This is a genomic window from Novosphingobium mangrovisedimenti (assembly GCF_025153475.1).
GTDB lineage: Bacteria > Pseudomonadota > Alphaproteobacteria > Sphingomonadales > Sphingomonadaceae > Novosphingobium > Novosphingobium mangrovi_A.
Genome location: NZ_JANZXA010000007.1, coordinates 200,792 through 223,122 on the forward strand (window position 1 = coordinate 200,792; position 22,331 = coordinate 223,122).

Sequence of the window (22,331 nt, forward strand, 5' to 3'; positions counted from 1 at the left end):
GGCTATGCGGCCTCCTGACCCGTGATTGCGGGGCCTGTTGCGGAAGGTGGAGTGCCGTCTACCCCTGCCTCGGGGCTCGATCCGTCTTCGGACATTGCCCGGTCCTGCCATGACGCCGCGCCCGCCCTCTCCCATGGCGCCGGGCGACGAACTTCCTGCCAGACCGGGTTTGACAGGGTTCGGTCTATCTCTTTCACCATCTCGACCATGCCGTGATAGCCGGCAAAGGCCACGTGCCGCTCCTGGTTGATGTCCATCCACGGCATCGAGGCCTTGAGCGCGACGAACTGCGAACGGCCACCCGAAAGCATGATGTCGGCCTCGGCGGTCTTGAGCTTACGGTACATCTCGCGCGGGGTGAGATCGTCGAACATGTGGGCATCATCGCCCATCAGCTTCTTGATCTTGTCCTTGTCTTCCTTGGTGGACTTCTTGATCGAGGTGCCGACGATCTCCATGCCCGCTTCCTGCAGCGCGGCGACCACCGACCAGCTCTTCACGCCGCCGGTCACGAGCAGGACCTTCTTGCCCGACAAGCGCTCCTGATAAGGCGCGATCGCGGCCCAGGCCTTGGCTTCCTCGCGGGCGATCACCGCTTCGGTGCGGTCCATCAGCTCGGGATCGGCGCCGCGCTCGATGAGCAGGCGGGCAATCTCGCGCAAGCTGTCGGACATGTCCTCGATGCCGTAGAACGAGCCTTCGAAGAACGGGATCTCGTAGCGCTCCTCCATCTTGCGGGCGACGTTGATCATCGCCTTGGAGCAGACCATCATCGCCGCCCGCGCGCGGTGCGACCAGGCGACTTCCTTGTACTTCGCATCGCCCGATATGCAGGAGAGGATGCGGATGCCCAGCTCGTCGAGCAGCGGCTTCACCTGCCACAGTTCGCCGGCCAGATTGTATTCGCCGATGATGTTGATGTCATAGGGCGTCGTGTATTCGGGCTCCTCGGTGCCGATGACGTGCTTGAGCATCGCCTCGCCCGCGAGCTTGTTGCCGAGGTTCTTGGGGCCGACGAAACCGGGCGACTGGATCGGAATGCACGGCGTGCCGAACTTGGCGGCCGCGGCCTTGCAGACCGCGTCGATGTCGTCACCGATCATGGCCGGCACACAGGTCTGGTAGACGAAGACCGCCGGCGGCGCGTACTTCTCGACGATCTCGCGGATCGCCTTGAACAGATGCTTCTCCCCGCCGAAGACGATGTCGTTCTCGGTCATGTCGGTGGTGAAGCCGGTGCGGTAGAGAGAGGAGCCAGAGGACTTGGCGCCCCGGTTGTCCCAGGAATTGCCTTCGCAGGCGATCGGCCCGTGCACCAGATGGGCAACGTCGGTGATCGGCTGGAGCGCGATCTTCGCCCCGTCGAAGGCGCAACCGCCGGCCGCGCCCCCGGGCTGGAGCTGCTTGGTGCAGCCTTTCTTGCGTTCCTTTTCCGACTTCGCCTGGTTCTTGCCGCAGCCGGGCTCGTTGAACACGTCCTGGATGGTCTGGGACAACGATGTCATCGTCTGGGCTCCTGCAAGCCCCTCCCCTTCAGGGGAGGGGTTGGGGTGGGGGCTATCAATGCGGCGCAGCGCCCGGGGAGAGCCCCCACCCCCGGCCCCTCCCCTGAAGGGGAGGGGAGATTCCAGGCGCTGCCGACAGACATCAGCGGATGATGTCGTACGAGTAGTCGGTCTTGGACGGGATATTGGTCGTCGCATCCATGTGCTCGAAGATCCGGTCGAGGATCGTCACGAGGACGTTGAGACCACCCTGATAGCCCCACACCGGATAGCGGTGCTTGTGGTGCCGGTCGAAGATCGGGAAGCCGATCCGGATCAGCGGCACGCCGGTGTCGCGCTCAAGGTACTTGCCGTAGGTGTTGCCGATCAGGAAGTCGGGCTTCTCGGTGAACAGCAGCGAGCGCATGTGCCACAGGTCCTTGCCCGGATAGGCCTTGCAGTTCGCGCCGAAGGGCGAGGAGTCGAACAGGTCCTGCATCTTCGCCGCCCAGGCCTTGCCGCCATTGGTGGAGAGCACCACGACCGGCTCGCCGCCCAGTTCCATCACGAACTTGGCGAGGCCATAGGCAAGGTCGGGATCACCGTAGATCGCGAATTTCTTGCCGTGGATGTGGGCGTTGGAGTCGGCGATCGCGTCGACCAGACGGCCACGTTCCTTGGCCAGTTCATCGGGGATCTCGACCCCGGCGAGACGGGCAACTTCCATAACGAAGCTGTCGGTCGCCTCGACCCCGATCGGGTGGTTGAACGCAGCCGTTTCCTGCCCGTGGTTGGCGATGAAGGGCAACGTCTTTTCGGTGCAGTATTGCTGCATCGAAACGGTCGCCTTGGCGTGGAGCGCGTTCGCCGCATCCTCCAGCGTGGTGCCGCCGTCGTACATGCGGAACTCGCCGTCGGTCGGGGTATCCCAGACGTCGGACTGGTCGCCCAGGATCGTGTATTCGATCTTCATCATGTCGAAGATGCGCTTCACTTCACGCAGGTTGCCGACCGCATAGCCGTCGAACCCGTTGAGGAAGTTGATCTTCCCGTTGGGCTCGCGCACCATCTTGTCGACGGTATTGGCCTTGCCGTCCCAGAAGTGCTCGAGGATGCCCTTCATGGCATTGTCGTAGCCGGTGATGTGGCTGCCGACGAAAGCGGGGGTGTGGGCGAAGGGAACATCGAATTCCTGCGGAAGCGATTCCTTTTCCTTCGCGGTCTTGATGTAGGCGTTGAGGTCGTCCCCGATGACTTCCGCCATGCAGGTGGTCGAAACCGCAATCATCTTGGGCTTGTACATGTTGTAGGCGTTGGCGAGGCCGTCGACCATGTTGTTGAGCCCACCGAACACCGCTGCGTCCTCGGTCATCGACGAGGAGACGCACGAGGTCGGCTCCTTGAAGTGGCGCGAGAAGTGCGAGCGGTAGTAGGCAACGCAGCCCTGCGATCCGTGAACGAACGGCAGCGTGCTCTCGAACCCGACGGCGGCGAACACCGCGCCCAGCGGCTGGCAAGCCTTGGCCGGGTTGATGGTGAGCGCCTCGCGGCTGAAGTTGAGGTCCTTGTATTCCTCGGTCTTGGCCCATTCGCGAACCCGGGCCACCTCTTCGGCGGGGTGCGGGTTTTCGAATTCGGCCTTCTTCTTGGCGAGCATGTCGGTGTATTCTTCACCGCGGAACAGCTCGAAGTGGTCCTTAACCTGATTAGCGTCCTGGGGCATATGAGCCTCCTGTCAGAATATGGGGGTGAAGCCGGTCACTCGGCCGCGATCGCGAGATAGTCGCCGTCGTCCTTCTTCCAGGGCGTCGGGGCCATCTTCCAGACGGGCGAGTTGATCGCCATGTCCATGTCACGGGCGAAGATCGCGAAGCCGTCGTAGCCGTGGTAGGGGCCCGAGTAGTCCCAGCTGTGCATCTGGCGGAACGGCACGCCCATCTTCTGGAAGACGTACTTTTCCTTGATGCCCGAACCGACGAGGTCGGGCTGGATCTTCTCGACGAACTTCTCGAACTCGTAGCCGGTCACGTCGTCGTAGATCAGCGTGCCGTCCTTGACGTAGTGCTGGGCAGTGCGCTGGTAGTCGTCGTTGTGGCCGAATTCGTAGCCGGTGCCGACCACTTCCATGCCGAGGTCCTCATAGGCACCGATCACGTGGCGCGGACGCAGGCCGCCGACGTAGAGCATGACCTTCTTGCCTTCGAGGCGCGGCTTGTACTTGGCGATGACCGCTTCGGTCAGGGCCTTGTACTTGGCGATCACGCGCTCGGCGCCTTCCTGGATGCTCTCATCGAAGTAGCTGGCGATCTTGCGCAGCGATTCCTCGATCTTGCTCGGGCCGAAGAAGTTGTATTCCACCCAGGGAACACCGTACTTTTCTTCCATGTGGCGCGAGATGTAGTTCATCGAGCGGTAGCAGTGCAGGACGTTGAGCTTGGCCTTGGGCGTCGCTTCCAGTTCGGCGATCGAACCGTCGCCCGACCACTGGGCGATCACGCGAAGGCCCATTTCCTCCAGCAGGATGCGGCTGGACCAGGCATCGCCGCCGATGTTGTAGTCGCCGATGATCGCCACATCGTAGGGCGAGGGTTCGAACAGCGGCTCCTTGTCGCCGGCCTTGTCGAAGACCCAGTCGCGCACGGCGTCGTTGGCGATGTGGTGGCCAAGCGACTGCGAGACGCCGCGGAAACCCTCGCAGCGCACCGGAACGATGGTCTTGCCCTCGTATTCCTTGCTTTTGGACTTCGAAACCGCCTCGATGTCGTCGCCGATCAGGCCGATCGGGCATTCGGACTGGACAGTGATGCCCTTGTTGAGCGGGAAGAGCATCTCGATCTCGTCGATGATCTTGGCCAGCTTCTTGTCGCCGCCGAAGACGATGTCCTTCTCCTGGAAGTCGGAGGTGAACTGCATCGTCACGAAAGTGTCGATGCCGGTGGTGCCGATGTAGTAGTTGCGGCGGGCCGCCCAGGAATACTGTCCGCAGCCGACGGGACCGTGGCTGATGTGGATCATGTCCTTGATCGGGCCCCAGACCACGCCCTTCGAGCCGGCATAGGCACAGCCGCGGATGGTCATCACGCCGGGGATCGACTTGATGTTCGATTTCACGCCGCAGTCGCTCTTGCCCTCTTCGGAGACGTTGAGGTGCTTGGCGCGGCGCTTGGCGGCCTTGGCCGGATAAACTTCAAGGACTTCCTGGATCAACGCCCGGTTGCGTTCCTTGACAGCTTCGATGTCGGTGGTGGTCGAGACACTCATGGTTATGCACTCCTGGTGTGATCCGTGGGTCCCGGACCTGCGTGAGAGGTTGGTTGCGCAGGCCCGGGATCTCTCGGAAGATCAGCCGGCGGCGAGTTCCGCAGCCGACTTGCCGACCTGGGTTTCGTCGACAGCGCTCATGATGCCGTGCTCCATCAGCAGGTCTTCCAGCTCGTCCATCGTGATGGGAGTGGGAATGATGCCCTGGCCGGCGTTGTTGTGGATCTTCTCCGCCAGCTGGCGGTATTCGTTGGCCTGGTTCGATTCAGGCGCATATTCGATCACCGTCATGCGGCGCAGCTCGGCGTGCTGCACGATGTTGTCGCGCGGCACGAAGTGGATCAGCGAGGTGCCCAGCTTGCCGGCGAGCGATTCCGCCAGTTCCAGTTCCTTGTCGGTCTGGCGCTCGTTGCAGATGAGGCCGCCCAGGCGCACGCCGCCGGAGTTGGCGTACTTGAGAATGCCCTTCGAGATGTTGTTCGCCGCGTACATGGCCATCATCTCGCCCGACATGACGATGTAGATTTCCTGGGCCTTGTTCTCGCGGATCGGCATGGCGAAGCCGCCGCAGACAACGTCGCCGAGCACGTCGTAGGAAACGTAGTCGATGTCCTCGTAGGCGCCTTCTTCCTCGAGGAAGTTGATCGAGGTGATGACGCCGCGACCGGCACAGCCGACGCCCGGCTCCGGACCGCCCGATTCAACGCAGCGGATGTCCTTGTAGCCGATCTTCATGACGTCCTCGAGCTCGAGGTCCTCGACCGAACCGGCCTCGGCGGCGAGCGAGAGGATGGTGTCCTGCGCCTTGGCGTGAAGCATCAGGCGGGTGGAATCGGCCTTGGGGTCGCAGCCGACGATAAGGATACGCTGGCCGAGATCGGCGAGCGCGGCGAGCGTGTTCTGCGAAGTCGTGGACTTGCCGATGCCGCCCTTGCCGTAGAAGGCGATTTGACGAAGTGACATTGCATGCTCCTAAGCTGTTGCGCGGTCTATTCCGGAGCGGTCGCCCGGCCCGGACTCTCCCCGTCGCTTATGTGTGCTCCTGCGGCGGGTCAGCGGGCGAAACGCCGCTGCGCCAGCCCTTCTGCAATGGCTGTGCCAAATGCTCGCAGCCGCAACAAAACGGCACAAATCCGGGCGTCTCGAGGGAATGTCGCGTCCTGTCGGGCCATGTGACAAAGCGGACAAACACGCCGCAATGTCGCAAAGGACACATGCAACGGGCGCGTTCCCGCAGACAAAGCCGCACACAATGCGCCGTTTTTGCAGCGCAGCAGGATTGGCGCGCGACTTGCTTGGGAAAGACCGTCCCAAATGACGGAGAAGCCCATGCAAATCGGTGTCGAAACATCCAAGGCGGTCGACCAGCGGCGCGTGTTCGTCGTCGACGAAGACGAGATCACCCGCGCCGCGCTGCAGTTCATGCTGCACGACGAGATCGAGACCCACGAACTCACCAGCCTCGCCGAAGCGTTCGAAAAGGGGCAGGACTGGCTGATGCCGGACGTGTTCATCCTGGGCATGTCGGTTCTGCAGGCCAACGGGATCGAGGTCATTGGCGAGATCGCCACCCGCTACCCGGCCGCACGCGTGTTGATCGTCGCCGGCCAGGAGGATGAGGAACTGGGACTTGCCGCGCTCAAGGCCGGTGCCGCGGGCGCGCTGATGAAGCCGCTGCGGATCGAGGCCGTGCGCCAGAAAGTAGATACGGTTCTGGGGCGCGCGGGCGGCGCAACGCTGGTACAACTGGGGGGCCTGTAACGGCTCCCTCCGCTCGGGCAGGATGTCTGCAAGGCACAACCTTCAACAAGGAGTGCCACCAGATGAAGATCAGTGCACGAAATCAGATTGCCGGGACGATCACCGCGATCGCCCCCGGCGCCGTGAACGGCTCGATCAAGGTCGATATCGGCGGCGGCAACGTCGTCACCTCGAACATCACCGAGGAAGCCATTGCCGAACTGGGCCTGGCGGTGGGTGATACAGTGACGGTGATCATCAAGGCCAGCGACGTGCTGATCGGGAAGTAGTCGGCCGCTTCTGCCGGCCGGCGCATTCTTCCGTCAGTATTCGGCGGCCAGGATGATGTGGGCGGCCTTGAAGCAGGCCAGCGTCTGCGCGCCGGGGACGAGATCAAGTTCCCGGCGCGAATGACTGGTCACGATCGCGGCCAGCTCGCGCCCGCCGCCGATGTCCAGTACGACTTCGCTTTCGACGGGGCTGTCGGTCACGTCGACCACGGTCCCGCCGATCAGGTTGCGCGCCGACAGGCGCAGGCCGGGCGTATCGGCCAGCAGCGTGACGAAGCTGGCGTTGATCAGGGCCACCGCGCGGCCGCCGGGCCTGATGTCCAGCGCGGCGATGCAGGAATTGGTGACAAGCGCATCGATCACGATGCTGTCGTTCACCAGCAGGCCGACTTCGGCATTGATCGGGCCGTGAACAACGGCCGTCACGATACCGTCGAGCATGTTGCGCGCACTGGTGCGCAACCGCCGCTGGGCCGGCATGGCCAATGGGCTGAGGCTGGCCATGGTCAGGCGCTTTCTGAGGGAAACAGCGCCTGCAGTTCGCCGCTGGCGTACATGTCTCGCACGATGTCGCAGCCACCGATGAACTCGCCGCCGACATAGACCTGGGGCAGTGTCGGCCAGTCGGAATATTCCTTGATCCCTTCGCGCAGGAACGGGTCATCGAGCACGTTGATGCCGACATAGGGACGGCCGATCGCGTCAAGCACTTTCACCACGCCGGCGGAAAACCCGCACTGGGGGGATTCGGGAACGCCTTTCATGAACACGACAATCTCATTCTCGGTGACGAGCTGGCGGATACGGTCGGAGGTGGCCATCGCTATTCTCCTGTCTGGGGTTCGGGAACGAAAGTCTGCAGCGCGAGGGCGTGCAGTTCGCCGCCCATGTCGGTGCCGATCGCGGCGTAGACCATCTTGTGCTGCTGGATCCGGCTCTTGCCGGCGAAGGCGGCGGAGGTGACGCGCGCCGCCCAGTGATCGCCGTCACCGGCCATGTCGACCATCAGCACCTTGGCATCGGGGAAGGCCTCGGTGATGCGGCTTTCGATTTCGGCTGCGTCCATCGGCATGGCCGGATCTCCTCAGACGAACGTGAGGACTTCGACGGTCACGTCCTCGGTGCCGAGGATCGTCGCGTCGCACGCCATGCGCGACTTCGAGCCGACACCGACGATCATGTCGAGCTTGCCGTTTTCCTCGGCACCGATCTTCGAGAGGCCCTTGCGGCCTTCGAGCACGAAGAGGTGGCAAGCGTCCGAGCAGGTGTGCTCGGCCGGATCGACACCGTTGATGAGCTTGAGCAGGGAAACACCCTCGGGCGCGTCCACGGTCTTTCCTGAAGGCATGATGGTAAGCGTAGTCATGGCAGTGGTCTTCCTGTCTTCAATAAATGGCGGCACCCGCGCCGCTGTTGATCGAGGCGTCCTTGAGGCGCGCGACCATGAAGGCGACTTGCTCGGGCGTGAGATGGGCGTGAAACGGCATGGCGATCGCGCGGTCGGCAACCTTTTCGGTCACGAACAGATCGCCCTTCTTCCAGCCGCGCTCGCGGTAGGCGCGCTGAAGGTGCAGCGGGCTGGAATAGGCATGGGCGTCCACACCTTCGGTGTGCATGTCGTCCAGGATCGCATCGCGCGAGGACTTGCTGAAGCGCGTGCCGAGATGGACGACGTAGAGGAACCAGTGCACCTCCTCGACATCGGGCGAGATGTAGGGCGGCTTGATCCCCTCAAAGCTCTGCATGAAGCCGTCGTACATAGCCTGAACCCCGCGCCGCCTTTCCAGCAGCACGTCGAGGCGGGACAGTTGCGAGAGCGCCAGCGCGGCGGTCACTTCCCCCAGCGCGGCGCCGAACGGGGCATCGACACCGGCGGACACCGATGCGCGGTCCGACAGCGAGCGCGCGCGCAGGCGGCGCATGGTCATGGCGAGCGTGGCATCGTCGGTGACGATCATGCCGCCCTCGCCGCAGCAGATCACGCCCGGCTGGGCAAAATCGAACAGCGCGACATCGCCAAAACTGCCGACGATCCCCGCCTTGTGACGCGATGCGATCGCCTCGCTCGAATCCTCGATCAGAAACAGGCCATGCGCATCGGCCAGCTCGCGCAGCGCGGGCCAGTCCGCAGGGTGACCAGACGTGTTGCCAGCGATGATCGCGCGGGTGCGTTCGGTCACCTTGTCGGCGGCCTTGCCGGCAGAGAGGCAACCGGACCAGTAGTCGATGTCGGCGAAGACCGGGGTGGCACCAGTGCGCAGGACCGCATGCCCCAACTCGCGAAAGCCATGCGCGGACAGGATCACTTCATCACCCGCGCCGATGCCCTTGGCCGTGAGCGCGATCAGCAGGCCCAGCGCGGCGCTGGAAACGGCGATCCCCTTGGCACGGCCGCAATGCGCGGCGAACTCTCGCTCCAGCCGTTCGGCCATGGGGCCTTCGCCCAAGCGGTCTCCGCACAGCACGGCGCTGACCGCGTCGAGATCTCCCTGCGTCAGGTCCGGATCGCAGAGCGGGATCTGCAACGGTTCGCCATTGGCGATCGAGACGACTTCGGCACTCATGCCACCACCTTCGCCGCCAGCAGGATGCCGGTCGCCTCGGCCGGGCTATCCATCACCCGGATGCAGTGGTTGGAGGTGTCGAGCAAGTGCAGGTCGCAGGCCCCGGCAGAGCGGAACGGATCTTCCAGAACATCGGACGCGTCGCACTGGCGCAGCCCCACCCCGGGGACCAGGCACTGGAGCGCATAGGCCACGGCATCGGGTTCGGCGCCGGTTCCCAACGCCTCAAGCAAGGCGTCGATTCGGGCGATGTCTTCTACTGCAAGTGCCATGGGTATGCCCTTCCGCTACTGCCAGAACTGCCGTGCCGGATCGGCATTGAGCCGCATCAGCAACTCACCCAGCCGGGCGAAACGGCCATCCTCGATCCAGCACTGCGCCTCGTGGTCGCGGCGCGAGAGCGACCATTCGCCGCGCGCCTCATCCCAGGTGAGCAGAGCCACGTCGATTTCGCCCCCTTCGGGATCGACATTGCGCGAACAGCAGGGGCTGCGCACGAGGTAGCCATCAACGACCGAAACGACGCTCGGCGTGACGTAGCGATAGCGCTCGCGCTGCTGCAGCGTGCGGGTCACGCGCATGAGGTCGATCTCGTTGGGCTGACGGGCCACGGCGGGTTCGGCAGTCCGGCGGCGCATGGCGGAAGCGATGGACATGTCCCCTTCCCTCCTCAGACCCGGACAAGCTCTTCCTCGAGACATCCGACGACCACCTGGGTGCCGGATGCTGCAAGGAACTCCACGAGATAGACGGGGATGTTGGCGTCGGCGTGGTGACCGACGTTGACGATCTCCCCCACGCTGCCCGCTTCTGCCAGCACCGCTTCGGCAGCAACGCCGGGATAGCTGCCGTCGTTGACGAGATCGACCGCGGCGGCAACGCGCTCGCCCCAGCCGAAAACGGGTTCGCGAATATCCATCATCGTCATTGCGCGATCTCCCTTGCCGGAAGCGCACAGGGCAGTTCTTCGTCTTCCTCGTCGCCGAAGAGCGGATCGAGCTCGCGCCGTTTCATGCCGACGCGGTTGCCGCTGTCCATGAACTCGACGCCGTAGATGTAGAACTGCTGGAGGAAGGTTCCGATCGAGACGACCACCCCTTCCTCGCCTTTCTTCACCAGCAAGTCTCCGATTTCCTTGCCGGCATAGGTGCCGTCGTTGCGCACCATGCGCCTTGCGCGCACCCGCTCGCCGTAGCGAAAGGCGGGCGGGCCGTTGAGCTCGACGACTTCGCTGTCGCGTACGATCTTAGCCATCGTCCTCCTCCATGCGGTCGAGAACGTCGAGCAGCACCTTCGCTCCGATCCGGTCGCGCGGGTCGAGTTCGAGCAGCTTCTCCGCTGCCTCGCACCCTTGCTCCAGCTTGCCGAGGCGCAGCGAGAGATAGGCGTAGCCCTTGAGGCTGAAGAGCAGGAAACGCGGCAGGAGCGCTTCCCACTCGCCGAACGGCGCATCCTCGGGCGAGACCTTGCGCCAGTCTTCGTCCAAGACGTTGAGCCGCAGCGCCTTTTCGACGCAGACGCGGGCGACGTCGAGCGCTTCGGACAGGCGGCCCTTGTAGAAGTAGAAGCGATAGAGCGCGATCAGCACGGCGGCGTGATCGGGCGCTATCGACTCGGCCTCGAACAAGTGCGTCTCGGCCACGTCGGTGAGGTGATAGCGCTCGGCCGCCCGGTCGAGATGGGCGCGCGCTTCGGCAGGCAGCCCGCCGCCCAGCAGCGGGCTGGCAAGGATCGAACGCTCCACCGCGTCCGATGCCCCACCAAAGCCTTCGAAGAGCGGCCCGTTCATCACACCCTCACGCCTCGTACCGGGGATAGGCGCTGTCGATCACGCAGGTCTCGTCCACCGGACAGATGGCGACACACTGCGGCGTATCGAAATGGCCGATGCACTCGGTGCACTTGGCGGGATCGATGACGAAGGTGCCCTTCGCCTCCGATATCGCCTCGTTCGGGCACAGGGCCTCACAGGCGGTGCAATTGGTGCACTGGCTGCCGACGATCTTGTAGGCCATCGCCCGTCACCCCGCCTGCTGGATCAGGGCGCCCTGGCGGATAGCCGCATCGCCGCGATCGGTGTGAACGATCTCGCCCGCTGCCACCTTGACCAGGTAGTCCTTGAACCAGACCAGCGCCGACTGTTCGATGAACTCGTGGGCGTACTGGTCGACAGGCTCGATCCCGGCTTCGGTCAGGTCCGCCTTGGGGCAGCCCCCGATCTTGGCGACAAAGACCGCGTGACAGTCGTTGATCGCCTTGATGACGGTCTCCAGCGCGTCTTCCTCGCCGTAACCGCCCTGACAGTAGAGATCGACGCGGCGGTGGCCGACGAACTTGGCGCCCGTCTGCGAGAGTTCGTAGATCTGGAACTCCTTGGCGTGGCCAAAGTGTTCGTTGATTACGCCGTGCCCCTTGGTGGCGACGGCCACGAGCAGCTTCATGTCGCCGGCCGCTTCCAGACCGTCGAGCTGGCCCTTCTTGGCCTCGACCTTGGCCTGCCGTTCGCTTTCGACGGCCTGCTGATAGGCCTTGCGGCCTTCGGCGTCGTACTCGACTTCCATGGCCATGATCTTGTCGGTGGTGAACTCGGCCGAACGGTCCTCGCCCAGCAGGCCAACCGCGTCGGCGCGGCACTGGCGGCAGTGGCGCATCATGTTCATGTCGCCCTCGCACTCGTCCTGCAGGGCCTTCAGCTCCTGCGCGGTCGGGCCGCGCTGGCCGTTGAGGCCGAACACGGTGCCGTGCTCGGGCGCCGAGATCAGCGGCATGATATTGTGCAGGAAGGCACCGCGCGACTTCACCGCCTTGTTCACCTCAACAAGGTGCTTGTCGTTGATGCCGGGGATCATCACCGAGTTGATCTTGGCGAGGATGCCGCGTTCGGTGAGCATCTCGAGGCCGAGAAGCTGGCGCTCGGTCAGGATCTTGGCGGCCTCGTAGCCCTGCAGGCGCTTGTTCTCCCAGAAGATCCACGGATAGATATGCTGGCCCACTTCGGGATCGATCATGTTGATCGTAATGGTGACGTGATCGACCTTGTACTTGGCGATCTCATCCACCCAGTCGGGCAGCGCGAGGCCATTGGTCGAGAGGCACAGCTTGATGTCGGGCGCGACTTCGCTGATCAGACGGAACGTCTCGAAGGTCTTGCCCGGATTGGCGAGCGGATCGCCCGGACCGGCAATGCCGAGAACGGTCATCTGCGGGATGGTGGAGGCAACGGCCAGTACCTTCTTCGAAGCCTGCTCGGGCGTCAGGCGCTCGGAAACGACGCCGGGACGGCTCTCGTTGGCGCAGTCGTACTTGCGGTTGCAGTAGTTGCACTGGATGTTGCAGGCAGGCGCCACGGCCACGTGCATACGGGCATAGTGGTGGTGCGCTTCTTCCGAATAGCAGGGATGGTTCTTCACCTTCTCCCAGATTTCGGCGGGCATATCCTCGGGGCCGCCGCTGGAACCGCAGCTGGCCTTGCCGCTGCCGCCTTCGGTGCCGCAGCCTTTGTGCTCGGCCATCTTCTGCATGACGTCCGAGATGTCGACCGCAGGGTCGGCGCTGGAGGCGGAATCGACGGAACCGTTCGAATGGTCTTCCGGGAAAAAGGCTTCGGTCATGGAAACTCCCCGATCTGTTGCGTGACGGCGGGGGCTACCGCCCGCTTCATGATGATGGATGTTGCGTCGCAAGCAGCGTGCCAAACCGCGCATTTGCTGGATTTCGGGGATTTTCATGCCGCAATGCAGCACCGTATGTCGGGAATTGTCTGTGCGTTTTGTGCCATTGTCGCGACCACGACATGGCCGCGCCCGATGCATTCGCCGAAAGGCCATGCTCCAGATACAAGGGCACCGTCCTCGGAGAGCAAGGACGGTGCAGGCGTTCCACCCGGTCGCATGAAACCCGGGGCAGTGAGGTTCGGTTCAGGCCATCAGGCGTTCGAGCGCATCGCCCAGTGGCATGTCGATGACGTGGATCGACTGCTCGTCGAGGAAGCGACGCTCGTTGCGGGTCAGCGTTGCAAGATCGACGACGGCGTAATGCCGGTCGGACGAACGCTTCATGATCTGGCGCGCGTATGTGCGCAGGAGCTGATCGTGGAAATGACAGCCCATGAACACGAAGCCCATGCCCGTGCGGCGGCGGCGCACTTCCTCGGCGATCGGCGTCTGGATGTCGATCTCGGTCAGCACCTCGACATAGTCGGCATCGGAGATGAGGAAATTGGCATCGGGCGCGATCCCGCCATGCGGCGTGTAGAGCAGGGTTCTGGCCGCAGCAGCCTCGCCCGCGTCCACCGGATTACCGGCCGCATCGTAGAAGCGGAACCAGCGGTCCTCACCGATGCCGGCGCGGGTGATGCCCTGCACTTCGGCCCAGTCATCGCGTCCGGCCAGCGCCGCGCGCATCTCCCCCGCGTACCAAGTGTCGACGATCAGCGGCAACGGCAGCCCGGCCAGCCAGGCATGAAACGGCGATACCGGCACGGACGCGGAAAAGGCTTCCTGCATCCACAGCGTCACCGTGTCGCGGAAACGGTAGCTCTCGATGTACTGCGCCGCCGCCCAGGGATTGCCCTGCGCACGCTTGGGCAGCGTGGTCTTGGAGGCGAAGAAGTCCGCCAGCGCCCCCGGCGCCATCGGCACCCGTTGCGGCTCGAGCGCCGAGATGCCCGGGCCGATATAGGGCACCATCGTGCCCGCCTTGAGCCCGGCCGACACCTCGTCGAGCAGCACCAGCGGATTTTCGAGCAGGTCCTGGGCCATCGGATCAGTCCTCCGCACTCACGCGCTTGCGCGCATCGACAGTGATCGGCAGGCTGGTGTCATCCGCCATCTCAGGCAGTTCGAGCACCCAGCCATTGGCAAGCTTCGCCCATCCGCCCCAGAGCGTTTCGAGTTCGGTCTCGACGATCGGCTCCTCAAGGTCCTTCTTGGGAACGTAGGCGGATAGCACGCCGTCGGCGCGGCGGATCATGACTTTCATCGGCGTGGTTCCTTGGATGGTTGGTCAGGGGGCGATTGGTCCTCCGACGGGGAGGATGGGTCGAGCAGACGCAGCACTGTCGGCCTGGGCGAGAGCACATGGGCCAGGTGCGGGACTTGCGCGATGCGTTCGCGGGCAAGTTCCCGGATAGGGACTTCCGGGTCTTCGAGCAGCGGCACCAGCTCCTCCTCCGCGATCCGTTCGGCCACGGTGAAGCGCACGCGAAAATCGCTGTCGGTGACGAGCAGGCGCAACTGGTCGAGCGGCAAGCGCTGCGCGACCTCGCGGCGGACCAGCGGATCGATGTCGAAGCACATGTCCGGCAGCGCCCGCAGGTCGATGCGCCGCGCGACCCATGCCCGCACTTCGGGGTCAGGATCGTGGCGGACCAGCGGCAGCATTTCGATGGGCATGCGGCGCACCGCCGTGATCCTCACCATGTACGCTTCGTCGTCGATCGCGGGCATCAGGTCCGCTCCCTTGAGCCGAGAGGCCGCGGCGATACGCACGTCGGTGTCCTCGTCGCGGATCATGTGGCGGATCCGGTCTTCGGGCAGGCGCAACGTCGCCATGGCCCGCACTTCGGGTTCGGGGTCGCTGAGCAGCGGAGGCAACCGAAACAGATTGGCATAACGCGCAGCCCCCGCCCGCACTTCGAAGTAGGGATGGTCGAGATACTGGTCGGCCAGATCCGGGTTTCCCTTCAGAAACCGTTCCACCCGCCGGGCACGGCGATCCCGGATGCAAGCCTTGCCCTTGGCGCAAAGCCCCATCGCGTTGATCGCCTGATGATCGCACTCGCGGCAACGGATCGGCCGCCCCTTCCAGTCGAGAGCGACGGCAAGATCATCGTCCACCACCGGACTTCGCCCGGAACGTCCGGCTCAGGCCGGGACGCAGGTCTTGGGAACCGGGCAGACGGTGTCGCACTGCGGATGGTCGTATTGTCCCTCGCATTCGGTGCACTTGGCCGGGTCGATGATGAAGGTATCGCCCTTCATCGAGATCGCGGCATTGGGGCACTCGAACTCGCAGGCACTGCACCCGGTGCACTGCGAAGCGATGATCTTGTAGGCCATGGAAGGTCTCCTGCTGTCGTTTGCTGTCAGCAAAGCAGGAACCATGCCAGCGCCCGGATTGTCGGAAATTCGCACTTTTCGCGCGCCGGGCGATGTCGCGTCTGCGACAAAGCATGTCGAGATTCGTCCATCCCGCACGCGACGGCGAGAGCGGTCCGCCGTGCCGGAAAACCGGCCGGAGCGGCCCCGGGCGGAAGAAAATCTCAAGGGATGATTAACCTCAACCCCTTAGGACGAAAATACACCACGAACAGAACGGACGGCATGTGCTGGAATTCAAGGCCGAGATACTTGAATTGATCGTCAAGGGCTCCTCGCTTGCCGATGTGATGGATCATATCTGCCGGCACATCGAGGCGCGCTTTCCGGACGTTGCCTGCTCGGTCCTCACCGTCGATCGAAACGGCACGCTTCACCCCCTCGCCGCGCCCAGCCTGCCCAAGGCCTATTCGCAATCGCTGGACAACCTGTCGGTCGGCCCCAACGTCGGTTCCTGCGGGACCGCCGCCTACACCGGCAAGCCGGTGGTCATTACCGACATTGCCACCGATCCGCGCTGGATGCCGTTCCCCGCTTTCCAGGAAGCGACGCTCTCGATAGGCTTCAAGGCCTGCTGGTCTTCACCGCTGGTCGATACATCGGGCATAGTCCTGGCCACCTTTGCGCTCTATTTCAGGGCAAAGCGCGGCCCCACCGACGATGAGCGGGAGATGGTTAGCGCCTGCCTCCATCTGTGCGACCTGGCATTCGCCCGCCATCAGCGCGTGACCGCCCGCGAACTGCGCGCCAATACCGATGCGCTGACGTCGCTTCCCAATCGCGGCAGCTTCACCAGGGCCCTTGCACATCTGGACTGCGACAAGCCCGGTAGCTGGGCGCTGCTGGTGATCGACCTCGACAACCTGAAGACGATCAACGACACGTTCGGCCATGCCATCGGCGACGAGCTGATACAGGAAGTCGCCTTCCGTCTTGGCCAATTCGCCATTCCCGACAGTGCCTTTCGTATCGGCGGGGACGAATTCGTCATCCTGATCAAGGACCCCAAGCGTCTGAGCGATCTCGCGCAGACCGCCCAGGAGGTGTCCACGGTCCTCGCCGCTCCGGTCGAGTTCGCACATTTCTCGATCGTGCCGGAAGCGACGACGGGCGCTGCCATCGTGACGGGGGACGAAACAGACCCCCAGGCTGTGCTGCGCAACGCCGATCTCGCGCTCTACCATGCCAAGGAGACCAACCGGGGGGCCTTCGTGCGCTATTGGCCCGGCATCGACACCCGCATGACGGCCCGGCTCTCTTCGATGCAGAACGTCGATGCCGCGCTGAACGAGGGCCGGATAGAGGCCTGGTACCAGCCGATCGTCAGACTGGACGATCAGCGTATCGTCGGTCTGGAAGCGCTGTGCAGGATGATCTCGCCGGCCGGAGATGTCCTGCCGGCCGCAACCTTTGCCGAAGCCATGAGCGACGCGCATATCGCCAGCCTGCTGACCCACCGCATGTTCACGTCAGTCCGTGACGACATGCGCCGCTGGCTCGACCACGGCATCGATTTCGGCTCGGTCAGCGTCAATGTCACTGCCGCGGACTTGCGCGGCGGCCGCCTGCAGTCCGCGCTGGACGAGATCTTCGTGGAGAAGGCCCTGCTCGAACGCCTTGTTCTGGAAGTGACCGAAAGCGTCTACATCGACGACCACGACAAGACCGTGATCGATGCGGTTGTCGCGCTCAAGGACCGAGGCGTGCGAATCGCGCTCGACGATTTCGGCACCGGCTTCGCTTCGCTGACCCACCTCCTCGACCTGCCGGTGGACTTCATCAAGATAGACCAGTCCTTCACGGCCCGCCTTCCGGTCGACGAGGTCAGCGGAACGATTATCGCGGGGCTGGTCGCCATCGCCAGAAAGCTCGACGCGTCGATCACGGCGGAAGGCGTGGAAACGCCCGTACAGGCTGCGGCTCTGCTCGATCTGGGCTGCGAACTAGGCCAGGGCTTCCTGTTCTCGCCCTGCGTGAACCGCGGCGACGCGAGCCGTTTGCTGATGCACCACGCTGCCACCAATCCGCACGGCGTCCCGCTTCCCGGACAGCCCCTCCAGCCGCAGCGCGAATCCTCATCCTCGTCATCAGAGCCCGAACGCCTGCGGAAATGACCGTTCGGGACCTTTCCCGAACAGGCCCGAACTCGCCATGAGGAGCTGGCCATGGCACAAGAGCGCGCCCTGGAAGGGGGCCAAGCAAATAACCGGACCGGTGGAACCGGAACATATTGGGAGAACACAATGAGCTATTACCTGTCCACCGCGCTCGATGCGGGATTCGACGAGGCCATCGTGCGCGTCGAAGAGGCGCTGAAGAAGGCAGGGTTCGGCATTCTCACGCGGATCGACGTGCACGAAACGATGAAGGCCAAACTGGGCCTGGACCTTGCCCCCTACGTCATCCTGGGCGCCTGCAATCCAAAGCTGGCCTACGAAGCCCTGCAACTCGAGAACAAGGTGGGCACGATGCTGCCCTGCAACGTCGTCGTCCAGCAACTTTCATCGGGCAAAGTCGAGGTGGCCGCCATCGACCCCGTCGCCTCGATGCAGGCGATCGACAATCCGCGGCTGAAGGGCGCGGCACTGGCCGTGCGCGAGAAGCTGTCGCGCGTCATCGAGAAGCTGTGATCATCCGCCAGCGGCATACCAGCCAGAGAAAGGCGCAAAGCCGGGTGCCCGAAGGCAAAAATCAGTGCTGTTCCGAAACTGCCTGGTGCGGTCGAGAAGACTCGAACTTCCACGGGCTTTCGCCCACAACGACCTCAACGTTGCGCGTCTACCAATTCCGCCACGACCGCTAAATCAAACGGGGCGGATCAGAACCGCCCCGTGGCAGGAGCGCGCCCTTAGCAAAGGGATTCGGGGGCCGCAAGCGAGTCTCGCAAGATATTTTCGAGAATCTTCCGATCGCTGCGGAAAAGCCCCCGCAGATCGCGCCGCCGCCGCCTCTCGCCGCCCGGCACCGGGCGGCGGGAAAAGCGACTCAATCGGGCTTCCAGCCGATCTCGGCCGTGCGCGCGGCCTTGGGAATGTCGGTCAGGGCCTCGTTGACGGTAATCGTCTCGCCCGGGGCCAGCTTGCGCTTGGGCGGCACGATTTCCTTTTCGTAGACGATGCGGTTGCGCTCGTCGCGCAGCACGACCAGCAGCGACGGGACATAGCGCGCCTCGCGCCCGATGTTGCTCACCGTGCCGCTGACGCTGAAAAATTCCGTACCGTCTGGCAGCGGCTTGCGATCCTGCCGGTTTCGCGGGAAATCGATCTGCAGGTCCGGCTGCCCCTGCTGGAAGGTCGCGCGCGGGATCGGCACCCAGTCGGGCAATCCGCCCACGGCCACGGCGCCCGCCAGGCCCAGAGTGACCACGGCAAATACCCCTGCCGCATAAGTCCCGATCTTGGTCCAGTTGCGACGGGGCCGGAACGGTGGTGAGAAATCGAAGCTCGACGCCGCTTCATCGGCGTAGTGCATGGCCTCGGTATCGTCGTAACGGGCGGGCCTTATGCGATCGAACCGGCGCGGCGGCGGCGACGGTAGCGGGCCGATGTCAGGTTCGGATTCGGTGACCGGTGCAGACTCAGCGGGCGGCGCCTCAGCTGCCGGGGGCTCGGGTGCCCGCCGCGGAGCAGGCTCCGCATCGTGAAGCGGCGCAAACGACGTCCGGCGCCGCGGCGCCGGCGGCGCATCGGGCTCTGCTTCGGGTTGTGGCGGCGGCGAGGCCGCGCCGGCAGCCTGCACCGCTTCGAGCTCGGGGCCTTCCTGAAACCAGCTGTGACGGCACTTCGCACACCGTACGGTGCGGCCGTCCACACCGATCGCGCTATCCGGAACGGCATAACGCGTCGAGCAGGCTGGGCAGGCGATAATCATGACCACTCCCATAAGCACGGTTGACTTGCAGGCGACAAGCTTTCCAGCTGTGGGTTCGCGATCTGTTGCCCTTTTTTCCACATACATTGCTCGTTATATCCGCCGGTGTCGCCCGTTTCGAACCCAACGGACATAGTAACCAGACGAACATGACCGCGGACGGGGAAATCATCCACTTCGACAATGTCGGCCTTCGCTACGGCACCGATCGCGAGGTGCTGAGCGACCTGACGTTTACCCTGTTCCCGGGGCGCTTCTACTTCCTCACCGGGGCGAGCGGCGCAGGCAAGACTTCGCTGCTGAAGCTCCTGTACCTTGCCCAGCGACCCTCGCGCGGGGCGATCCGCATGTTCGGAACCGACGCGATCACCGTGCCCCGCAGCCGCCTGCCGCAGTTGCGCCGCCGGATCGGGGTGGTGTTTCAGGACTTCCGGCTGATCCAGCACTTGTCCGCGTTTGACAACGTGGCCCTGCCGCTGCGCGTGGCCGGACACCGCGAGGATGATCTTGTCGGCCCCGTGCGCGACATCCTCGACTGGGTTGGCCTTGCCGACCGAATGGATGCCCGCCCCGCCACGCTTTCGGGCGGCGAGCAGCAGCGCGTGGCCATCGCCCGGGCGGTGATCGCGCACCCGGCCATGCTTGTCGCCGACGAGCCGACCGGCAACGTCGATCCCGACATGGCGCTCAAGCTCATGCGGCTGTTCGAAATGCTCAACCGGCAAGGCACCACGGTGGTGGTCGCGACCCACGACCTCGACCTGCTGCGCAAGGTTCCCGACAGCCTGATCATGCGGCTCGACCGCGGCCGGCTCTCCGATCCGACCGGCGCGTTGCGCTATCCGCCCCGAAAGACGACGTGATGATACGCCGCCTGTTCACCGGAAACAAATCGGAACTGATCCCGCAGACCCGCATGTCCGGGCCGATGCCCTGGGTCATCGCAATCATGGTGGCGATGACCGCCATCGCGCTCGCGGCGGGCCTCGCGCTGGGCAACGCCATCTCGGCCGCGCGCGCCGAGATCGAGGGCGGCGTCACCATCCAGATCCTCGAGCCGCGCGCCGACGTGCGCGAGGCCGAAGCCCGGCGTGCGGTCCGCGCCATCAAGGTCATGCCGGACGTGGCCGGCCTGAGGCTGGTCCCGCAGGCCGAACTCGACGCGCTGATCGAGCCGTGGCTAGGCACCGGCATCGGCACGGCGACCGGATCGGCGATCCCCGTACCGGCCCTGATCGACGTGCGCCTGAAAAGCCCGGCAACGCCGAAACAGCTCGCGGCGATCGAACAGACGTTGAAGCCGGTCGCGCCCAGCGCACGCGTCGACGCACAATCCAACTGGCTGAAACCTGTGTTCGACGCCATGGTCTCGCTTCAAGTCCTGTCCATCGCCCTTGTCGTGCTGCTGGCCCTGGCTCTGACAGCGGCCGTGTTGCTGGCCGCGCGCACCGCGCTCGGGACCAATCGCGACACCATCGAGATCGTCCACCTGCTGGGCGGCACCGATGCCCAGGTGGCCCGCGTCTTCCAGCGCTCGATCGGCTACGACGCGGCCGGCGGCGGCACGGTCGGGCTGGCGCTGGCACTGGCGGTCATTCTCGTGCTGGCGCGGCGTTTCGCGGGACTCGGCGCCGGGCTGGTCGACAATGGCGCGCTGATCTGGAGCGACTGGCTGCTGCTGGCGCTGGTGCCGATACTGGCCACCCTGCTCGCCATGGTTACCGCGCGCCTTACGGTTCTCCACGCCTTGCGCAAGATGCTATAGTAGACACAAGTTCCTATATAGCTCACCCATGTTCCGCCGCATCGCCGCCTTTATCGTGCTCATCTGGCTCTTCGGGTTCCTCTGGTTCGCGGTCGCCTTGCCGCCGCCAGTGCCTTCCGACGTGCGCACCGACGCGATCATCGTCCTGACGGGCAGCCAGGGCCGGATCGAGCACGCGCTCGACGTGCTCAAGGCCGACGCGGCGCCACGCCTGCTGGTTTCGGGTGTCGACCGCGAAGTGACGCCGGGCGAATTCGCGGCCGAATTCTCCGTGCCGGACCAGCTGATGAAGTGCTGCGTCACGCTTGGCTATCAGGCCTATGACACGCATTCCAACGCCAAGGAGGCCGCGCAATGGGTCAGCGAGCACAAGGCCCGGTCGGTGCGGCTGGTGACCGCGGACTGGCACATGCGCCGCGCGGCCAGCGAACTGGGCCGTGAACTGCCGCCGGGCGTGACGCTGGTGCGTGACGCCGTGCCATCCCGGCCGAGCCTGGGCGCGCTGATCCTCGAGTACCACAAGATGTTGGCGCGCACCGCGCTCAATCTGGCCGGCCGCTAATGCGCACGACACCCGCCGACATCCTGCGCAGCCTGGCTTTCTACATGGCGTTCTATCCGGGCACGCTCTTCTTCGTGCTGGCGGCCTTCGCGGTCGCGGCAGCCGGCGACCGGCCGATGCGCCGGGTCGTGCGCGCATGGTCGGGCTACCATCGCCTCTGCGCGCGCATCTTTCTGCGAATCCGGGTGGTGATCGAAGGCGAACTGCCCAACGAAGGCGTGCTCGTGGCAGTCAAGCACGAGAGTTTCTTCGAAGCGATCGACCTGCCCGTGCAAATGGACTGGCCGGTACCCTTCCCCAAGGTGGAACTGGCCAGAATCCCCGGCTGGGGATGGGCCGCGAAGCGCTACGGCATTGTCGTGGTCGAACGCGGCGAAGGCGCGAAGGCCCTGCGCAGCATGGTCGCCAACGCCCGCACATTCGCTGCCAAGGATCGGCCGCTCGTCATCTTTCCCGAGGGAACACGTGTCCCGACCGGCGAGCGGCACCAACTGCAATCGGGCTTTGCCGGCCTCTACAAGCTGCTGAAGCTGCCCGTGGTTCCTGTCGCGGTTAACAGCGGACGGCTCTACCAGCGCCGCTGGAAGAAGCCGGGCACGATCACCATCCGCGTCGGCCAGCGCATCGAACCCGGCCTGCCGCGCGAGGAACTGGAAGCGCGGGTGCAGACGGCGATCAACGCGCTGAACGACTAAAC

At 64.4% G+C, this 22,331-nt stretch carries 29 protein-coding genes and 1 tRNA gene; 8 read left to right on the top strand and 22 right to left on the bottom strand.

The genetic code is table 11. From position 1 onward, the window contains the following. Positions 1 to 2 precede the first annotated feature (2 nt). The 4 genes from nifE to nifH all read right to left on the bottom strand — a co-directional run bounded on the left by nifE (position 3) and on the right by nifH (position 5,708). On the bottom strand, positions 3 to 1,505 hold the full coding sequence (gene nifE, locus NZK81_RS12190; RefSeq protein WP_260046361.1) for a nitrogenase iron-molybdenum cofactor biosynthesis protein NifE: 1,503 nt from the start codon (positions 1,503 to 1,505) through the stop codon (positions 3 to 5). A 142-nt stretch (positions 1,506 to 1,647) separates the two neighbouring features. Further along, positions 1,648 to 3,207 (bottom strand): nitrogenase molybdenum-iron protein subunit beta, encoded by a 1,560-nt coding sequence (gene nifK, locus NZK81_RS12195; RefSeq protein WP_260046362.1) that lies wholly within the window; start codon positions 3,205 to 3,207, stop codon positions 1,648 to 1,650. Between the two features lie 35 nt (positions 3,208 to 3,242). Beyond that, on the bottom strand, positions 3,243 to 4,745 hold the full coding sequence (nifD, locus tag NZK81_RS12200; protein ID WP_260046363.1) for a nitrogenase molybdenum-iron protein alpha chain: 1,503 nt from the start codon (positions 4,743 to 4,745) through the stop codon (positions 3,243 to 3,245). An 81-nt stretch (positions 4,746 to 4,826) separates the two neighbouring features. Next, entirely contained in the window at positions 4,827 to 5,708 is an 882-nt protein-coding gene (nifH, locus tag NZK81_RS12205) for a nitrogenase iron protein (RefSeq protein WP_260046364.1), read from the bottom strand. A 366-nt stretch (positions 5,709 to 6,074) separates the two neighbouring features. Between nifH and NZK81_RS12210 the strand changes: the two genes are divergently transcribed. Together NZK81_RS12210 and NZK81_RS12215 are read left to right on the top strand one after the other, a co-directional pair. Further along, entirely contained in the window at positions 6,075 to 6,506 is a 432-nt protein-coding gene (locus tag NZK81_RS12210) for a response regulator (RefSeq protein WP_260046365.1), read from the top strand. 62 nt (positions 6,507 to 6,568) lie between these two features. Beyond that, complete coding sequence (locus tag NZK81_RS12215; RefSeq protein ID WP_260046366.1) at positions 6,569 to 6,775, top strand: TOBE domain-containing protein; 207 nt, start codon at positions 6,569 to 6,571, stop codon at positions 6,773 to 6,775. Positions 6,776 to 6,808: 33 nt separating this feature from the next. Here NZK81_RS12215 and NZK81_RS12220 read toward each other — a convergent pair whose 3' ends face one another. From NZK81_RS12220 to NZK81_RS12295, 16 genes are all read right to left on the bottom strand, one after another. Further along, positions 6,809 to 7,279: a TOBE domain-containing protein gene (locus tag NZK81_RS12220; protein ID WP_260046367.1), complete on the bottom strand. Its 471-nt coding sequence runs from the start codon at positions 7,277 to 7,279 to the stop codon at positions 6,809 to 6,811. Between the two features lie 2 nt (positions 7,280 to 7,281). Next, positions 7,282 to 7,596 (bottom strand): Grx4 family monothiol glutaredoxin, encoded by a 315-nt coding sequence (grxD, locus tag NZK81_RS12225; protein ID WP_260046368.1) that lies wholly within the window; start codon positions 7,594 to 7,596, stop codon positions 7,282 to 7,284. 2 nt (positions 7,597 to 7,598) lie between these two features. Next, positions 7,599 to 7,847: a BolA family protein gene (locus NZK81_RS12230; protein ID WP_260046369.1), complete on the bottom strand. Its 249-nt coding sequence runs from the start codon at positions 7,845 to 7,847 to the stop codon at positions 7,599 to 7,601. Between the two features lie 12 nt (positions 7,848 to 7,859). Beyond that, positions 7,860 to 8,141 carry a 2Fe-2S iron-sulfur cluster-binding protein gene (locus NZK81_RS12235; protein WP_260046370.1) on the bottom strand — a complete coding sequence of 94 codons (282 nt, stop codon included), beginning with the start codon at positions 8,139 to 8,141 and terminating at the stop codon, positions 7,860 to 7,862. A 19-nt stretch (positions 8,142 to 8,160) separates the two neighbouring features. Further along, positions 8,161 to 9,339 (bottom strand): DegT/DnrJ/EryC1/StrS family aminotransferase, encoded by a 1,179-nt coding sequence (locus NZK81_RS12240; RefSeq protein ID WP_260046371.1) that lies wholly within the window; start codon positions 9,337 to 9,339, stop codon positions 8,161 to 8,163. Then, a complete protein-coding gene (locus NZK81_RS12245; protein ID WP_260046372.1) occupies positions 9,336 to 9,611 on the bottom strand; it encodes a hypothetical protein in 276 nt (91 codons plus the stop codon). The genes NZK81_RS12240 and NZK81_RS12245 overlap by 4 nt, the downstream gene beginning before the upstream one ends. A 15-nt stretch (positions 9,612 to 9,626) precedes the next feature. After that, entirely contained in the window at positions 9,627 to 9,995 is a 369-nt protein-coding gene (locus tag NZK81_RS12250; protein WP_260046373.1) for a DUF3024 domain-containing protein, read from the bottom strand. Between the two features lie 14 nt (positions 9,996 to 10,009). Then, positions 10,010 to 10,267, bottom strand: coding sequence for a nitrogen fixation protein NifZ (locus NZK81_RS12255; protein WP_260046374.1), 258 nt, complete (start codon positions 10,265 to 10,267; stop codon positions 10,010 to 10,012). Then, entirely contained in the window at positions 10,264 to 10,593 is a 330-nt protein-coding gene (locus NZK81_RS12260; RefSeq protein WP_260046375.1) for a nitrogen fixation protein NifZ, read from the bottom strand. The genes NZK81_RS12255 and NZK81_RS12260 overlap by 4 nt, the downstream gene beginning before the upstream one ends. Next, positions 10,586 to 11,128: a hypothetical protein gene (locus NZK81_RS12265; protein WP_260046376.1), complete on the bottom strand. Its 543-nt coding sequence runs from the start codon at positions 11,126 to 11,128 to the stop codon at positions 10,586 to 10,588. Before NZK81_RS12265 ends, NZK81_RS12260 begins: the two co-directional genes overlap by 8 nt. A gap of 7 nt (positions 11,129 to 11,135) precedes the next feature. Continuing rightward, a complete protein-coding gene (locus NZK81_RS12270; protein ID WP_260046377.1) occupies positions 11,136 to 11,354 on the bottom strand; it encodes a 4Fe-4S dicluster domain-containing protein in 219 nt (72 codons plus the stop codon). A 6-nt stretch (positions 11,355 to 11,360) separates the two neighbouring features. Next, entirely contained in the window at positions 11,361 to 12,950 is a 1,590-nt protein-coding gene (gene nifB / locus NZK81_RS12275) for a nitrogenase cofactor biosynthesis protein NifB (protein WP_260046378.1), read from the bottom strand. A 306-nt stretch (positions 12,951 to 13,256) separates the two neighbouring features. After that, positions 13,257 to 14,099, bottom strand: coding sequence for an SIR2 family protein (locus NZK81_RS12280; protein WP_260046379.1), 843 nt, complete (start codon positions 14,097 to 14,099; stop codon positions 13,257 to 13,259). Positions 14,100 to 14,103: 4 nt separating this feature from the next. Beyond that, a complete protein-coding gene (gene nifT, locus NZK81_RS12285; RefSeq protein WP_260046380.1) occupies positions 14,104 to 14,319 on the bottom strand; it encodes a putative nitrogen fixation protein NifT in 216 nt (71 codons plus the stop codon). After that, a complete protein-coding gene (locus NZK81_RS12290; protein WP_260046381.1) occupies positions 14,316 to 15,176 on the bottom strand; it encodes a 4Fe4S-binding leucine-rich repeat protein in 861 nt (286 codons plus the stop codon). The genes nifT and NZK81_RS12290 overlap by 4 nt, the downstream gene beginning before the upstream one ends. Before the next feature lie 27 nt (positions 15,177 to 15,203). Continuing rightward, a complete protein-coding gene (locus tag NZK81_RS12295) occupies positions 15,204 to 15,398 on the bottom strand; it encodes a 4Fe-4S dicluster domain-containing protein (protein ID WP_260046382.1) in 195 nt (64 codons plus the stop codon). Positions 15,399 to 15,664: 266 nt separating this feature from the next. On the opposite strand from NZK81_RS12295, the gene NZK81_RS12300 reads away from it, so the two are divergent. Continuing rightward, positions 15,665 to 17,551: a bifunctional diguanylate cyclase/phosphodiesterase gene (locus tag NZK81_RS12300; protein WP_260046383.1), complete on the top strand. Its 1,887-nt coding sequence runs from the start codon at positions 15,665 to 15,667 to the stop codon at positions 17,549 to 17,551. 129 nt (positions 17,552 to 17,680) lie between these two features. Further along, positions 17,681 to 18,067 carry a DUF302 domain-containing protein gene (locus tag NZK81_RS12305; RefSeq protein ID WP_260046384.1) on the top strand — a complete coding sequence of 129 codons (387 nt, stop codon included), beginning with the start codon at positions 17,681 to 17,683 and terminating at the stop codon, positions 18,065 to 18,067. Positions 18,068 to 18,150: 83 nt separating this feature from the next. On the opposite strand, the gene NZK81_RS12310 is transcribed toward NZK81_RS12305, so the two are convergent. Beyond that, a tRNA-Leu gene (locus tag NZK81_RS12310) sits at positions 18,151 to 18,237 on the bottom strand. Positions 18,238 to 18,422: 185 nt separating this feature from the next. Next, positions 18,423 to 19,307 carry an MJ0042-type zinc finger domain-containing protein gene (locus tag NZK81_RS12315; protein ID WP_260046385.1) on the bottom strand — a complete coding sequence of 295 codons (885 nt, stop codon included), beginning with the start codon at positions 19,305 to 19,307 and terminating at the stop codon, positions 18,423 to 18,425. A gap of 149 nt (positions 19,308 to 19,456) precedes the next feature. Between NZK81_RS12315 and ftsE the strand changes: the two genes are divergently transcribed. The 4 genes from ftsE to NZK81_RS12335 are packed head-to-tail and all read left to right on the top strand — an operon-like array spanning position 19,457 to position 22,329. Next, positions 19,457 to 20,170: a cell division ATP-binding protein FtsE gene (ftsE, locus tag NZK81_RS12320; protein WP_260046386.1), complete on the top strand. Its 714-nt coding sequence runs from the start codon at positions 19,457 to 19,459 to the stop codon at positions 20,168 to 20,170. Then, positions 20,170 to 21,072 (top strand): cell division protein FtsX, encoded by a 903-nt coding sequence (locus NZK81_RS12325; RefSeq protein ID WP_260046387.1) that lies wholly within the window; start codon positions 20,170 to 20,172, stop codon positions 21,070 to 21,072. Before ftsE ends, NZK81_RS12325 begins: the two co-directional genes overlap by 1 nt. Before the next feature lie 28 nt (positions 21,073 to 21,100). Next, entirely contained in the window at positions 21,101 to 21,634 is a 534-nt protein-coding gene (locus tag NZK81_RS12330; protein ID WP_260046388.1) for a YdcF family protein, read from the top strand. Beyond that, a complete protein-coding gene (locus tag NZK81_RS12335) occupies positions 21,634 to 22,329 on the top strand; it encodes a lysophospholipid acyltransferase family protein (RefSeq protein WP_260046389.1) in 696 nt (231 codons plus the stop codon). Before NZK81_RS12330 ends, NZK81_RS12335 begins: the two co-directional genes overlap by 1 nt. Positions 22,330 to 22,331: the final 2 nt, after the last annotated feature.

Coding starts and splice junctions, on each gene's coding strand:
- nifE (WP_260046361.1), bottom strand. CDS start 1,505: ATGACATCGTTGTCCCAGACCATCCAGGACGTGTTCAACGAGCCCGGC.
- nifK (WP_260046362.1), bottom strand. CDS start 3,207: ATGCCCCAGGACGCTAATCAGGTTAAGGACCACTTCGAGCTGTTCCGC.
- nifD (WP_260046363.1), bottom strand. CDS start 4,745: ATGAGTGTCTCGACCACCACCGACATCGAAGCTGTCAAGGAACGCAAC.
- nifH (WP_260046364.1), bottom strand. CDS start 5,708: ATGTCACTTCGTCAAATCGCCTTCTACGGCAAGGGCGGCATCGGCAAG.
- NZK81_RS12210 (WP_260046365.1), top strand. CDS start 6,075: ATGCAAATCGGTGTCGAAACATCCAAGGCGGTCGACCAGCGGCGCGTG.
- NZK81_RS12215 (WP_260046366.1), top strand. CDS start 6,569: ATGAAGATCAGTGCACGAAATCAGATTGCCGGGACGATCACCGCGATC.
- NZK81_RS12220 (WP_260046367.1), bottom strand. CDS start 7,279: ATGGCCAGCCTCAGCCCATTGGCCATGCCGGCCCAGCGGCGGTTGCGC.
- grxD (WP_260046368.1), bottom strand. CDS start 7,596: ATGGCCACCTCCGACCGTATCCGCCAGCTCGTCACCGAGAATGAGATT.
- NZK81_RS12230 (WP_260046369.1), bottom strand. CDS start 7,847: ATGCCGATGGACGCAGCCGAAATCGAAAGCCGCATCACCGAGGCCTTC.
- NZK81_RS12235 (WP_260046370.1), bottom strand. CDS start 8,141: ATGACTACGCTTACCATCATGCCTTCAGGAAAGACCGTGGACGCGCCC.
- NZK81_RS12240 (WP_260046371.1), bottom strand. CDS start 9,339: ATGAGTGCCGAAGTCGTCTCGATCGCCAATGGCGAACCGTTGCAGATC.
- NZK81_RS12245 (WP_260046372.1), bottom strand. CDS start 9,611: ATGGCACTTGCAGTAGAAGACATCGCCCGAATCGACGCCTTGCTTGAG.
- NZK81_RS12250 (WP_260046373.1), bottom strand. CDS start 9,995: ATGTCCATCGCTTCCGCCATGCGCCGCCGGACTGCCGAACCCGCCGTG.
- NZK81_RS12255 (WP_260046374.1), bottom strand. CDS start 10,267: ATGACGATGATGGATATTCGCGAACCCGTTTTCGGCTGGGGCGAGCGC.
- NZK81_RS12260 (WP_260046375.1), bottom strand. CDS start 10,593: ATGGCTAAGATCGTACGCGACAGCGAAGTCGTCGAGCTCAACGGCCCG.
- NZK81_RS12265 (WP_260046376.1), bottom strand. CDS start 11,128: ATGAACGGGCCGCTCTTCGAAGGCTTTGGTGGGGCATCGGACGCGGTG.
- NZK81_RS12270 (WP_260046377.1), bottom strand. CDS start 11,354: ATGGCCTACAAGATCGTCGGCAGCCAGTGCACCAATTGCACCGCCTGT.
- nifB (WP_260046378.1), bottom strand. CDS start 12,950: ATGACCGAAGCCTTTTTCCCGGAAGACCATTCGAACGGTTCCGTCGAT.
- NZK81_RS12280 (WP_260046379.1), bottom strand. CDS start 14,099: ATGGCCCAGGACCTGCTCGAAAATCCGCTGGTGCTGCTCGACGAGGTG.
- nifT (WP_260046380.1), bottom strand. CDS start 14,319: ATGAAAGTCATGATCCGCCGCGCCGACGGCGTGCTATCCGCCTACGTT.
- NZK81_RS12295 (WP_260046382.1), bottom strand. CDS start 15,398: ATGGCCTACAAGATCATCGCTTCGCAGTGCACCGGGTGCAGTGCCTGC.
- NZK81_RS12305 (WP_260046384.1), top strand. CDS start 17,681: ATGAGCTATTACCTGTCCACCGCGCTCGATGCGGGATTCGACGAGGCC.
- NZK81_RS12315 (WP_260046385.1), bottom strand. CDS start 19,307: ATGATTATCGCCTGCCCAGCCTGCTCGACGCGTTATGCCGTTCCGGAT.
- ftsE (WP_260046386.1), top strand. CDS start 19,457: ATGACCGCGGACGGGGAAATCATCCACTTCGACAATGTCGGCCTTCGC.
- NZK81_RS12325 (WP_260046387.1), top strand. CDS start 20,170: ATGATACGCCGCCTGTTCACCGGAAACAAATCGGAACTGATCCCGCAG.
- NZK81_RS12330 (WP_260046388.1), top strand. CDS start 21,101: ATGTTCCGCCGCATCGCCGCCTTTATCGTGCTCATCTGGCTCTTCGGG.
- NZK81_RS12335 (WP_260046389.1), top strand. CDS start 21,634: ATGCGCACGACACCCGCCGACATCCTGCGCAGCCTGGCTTTCTACATG.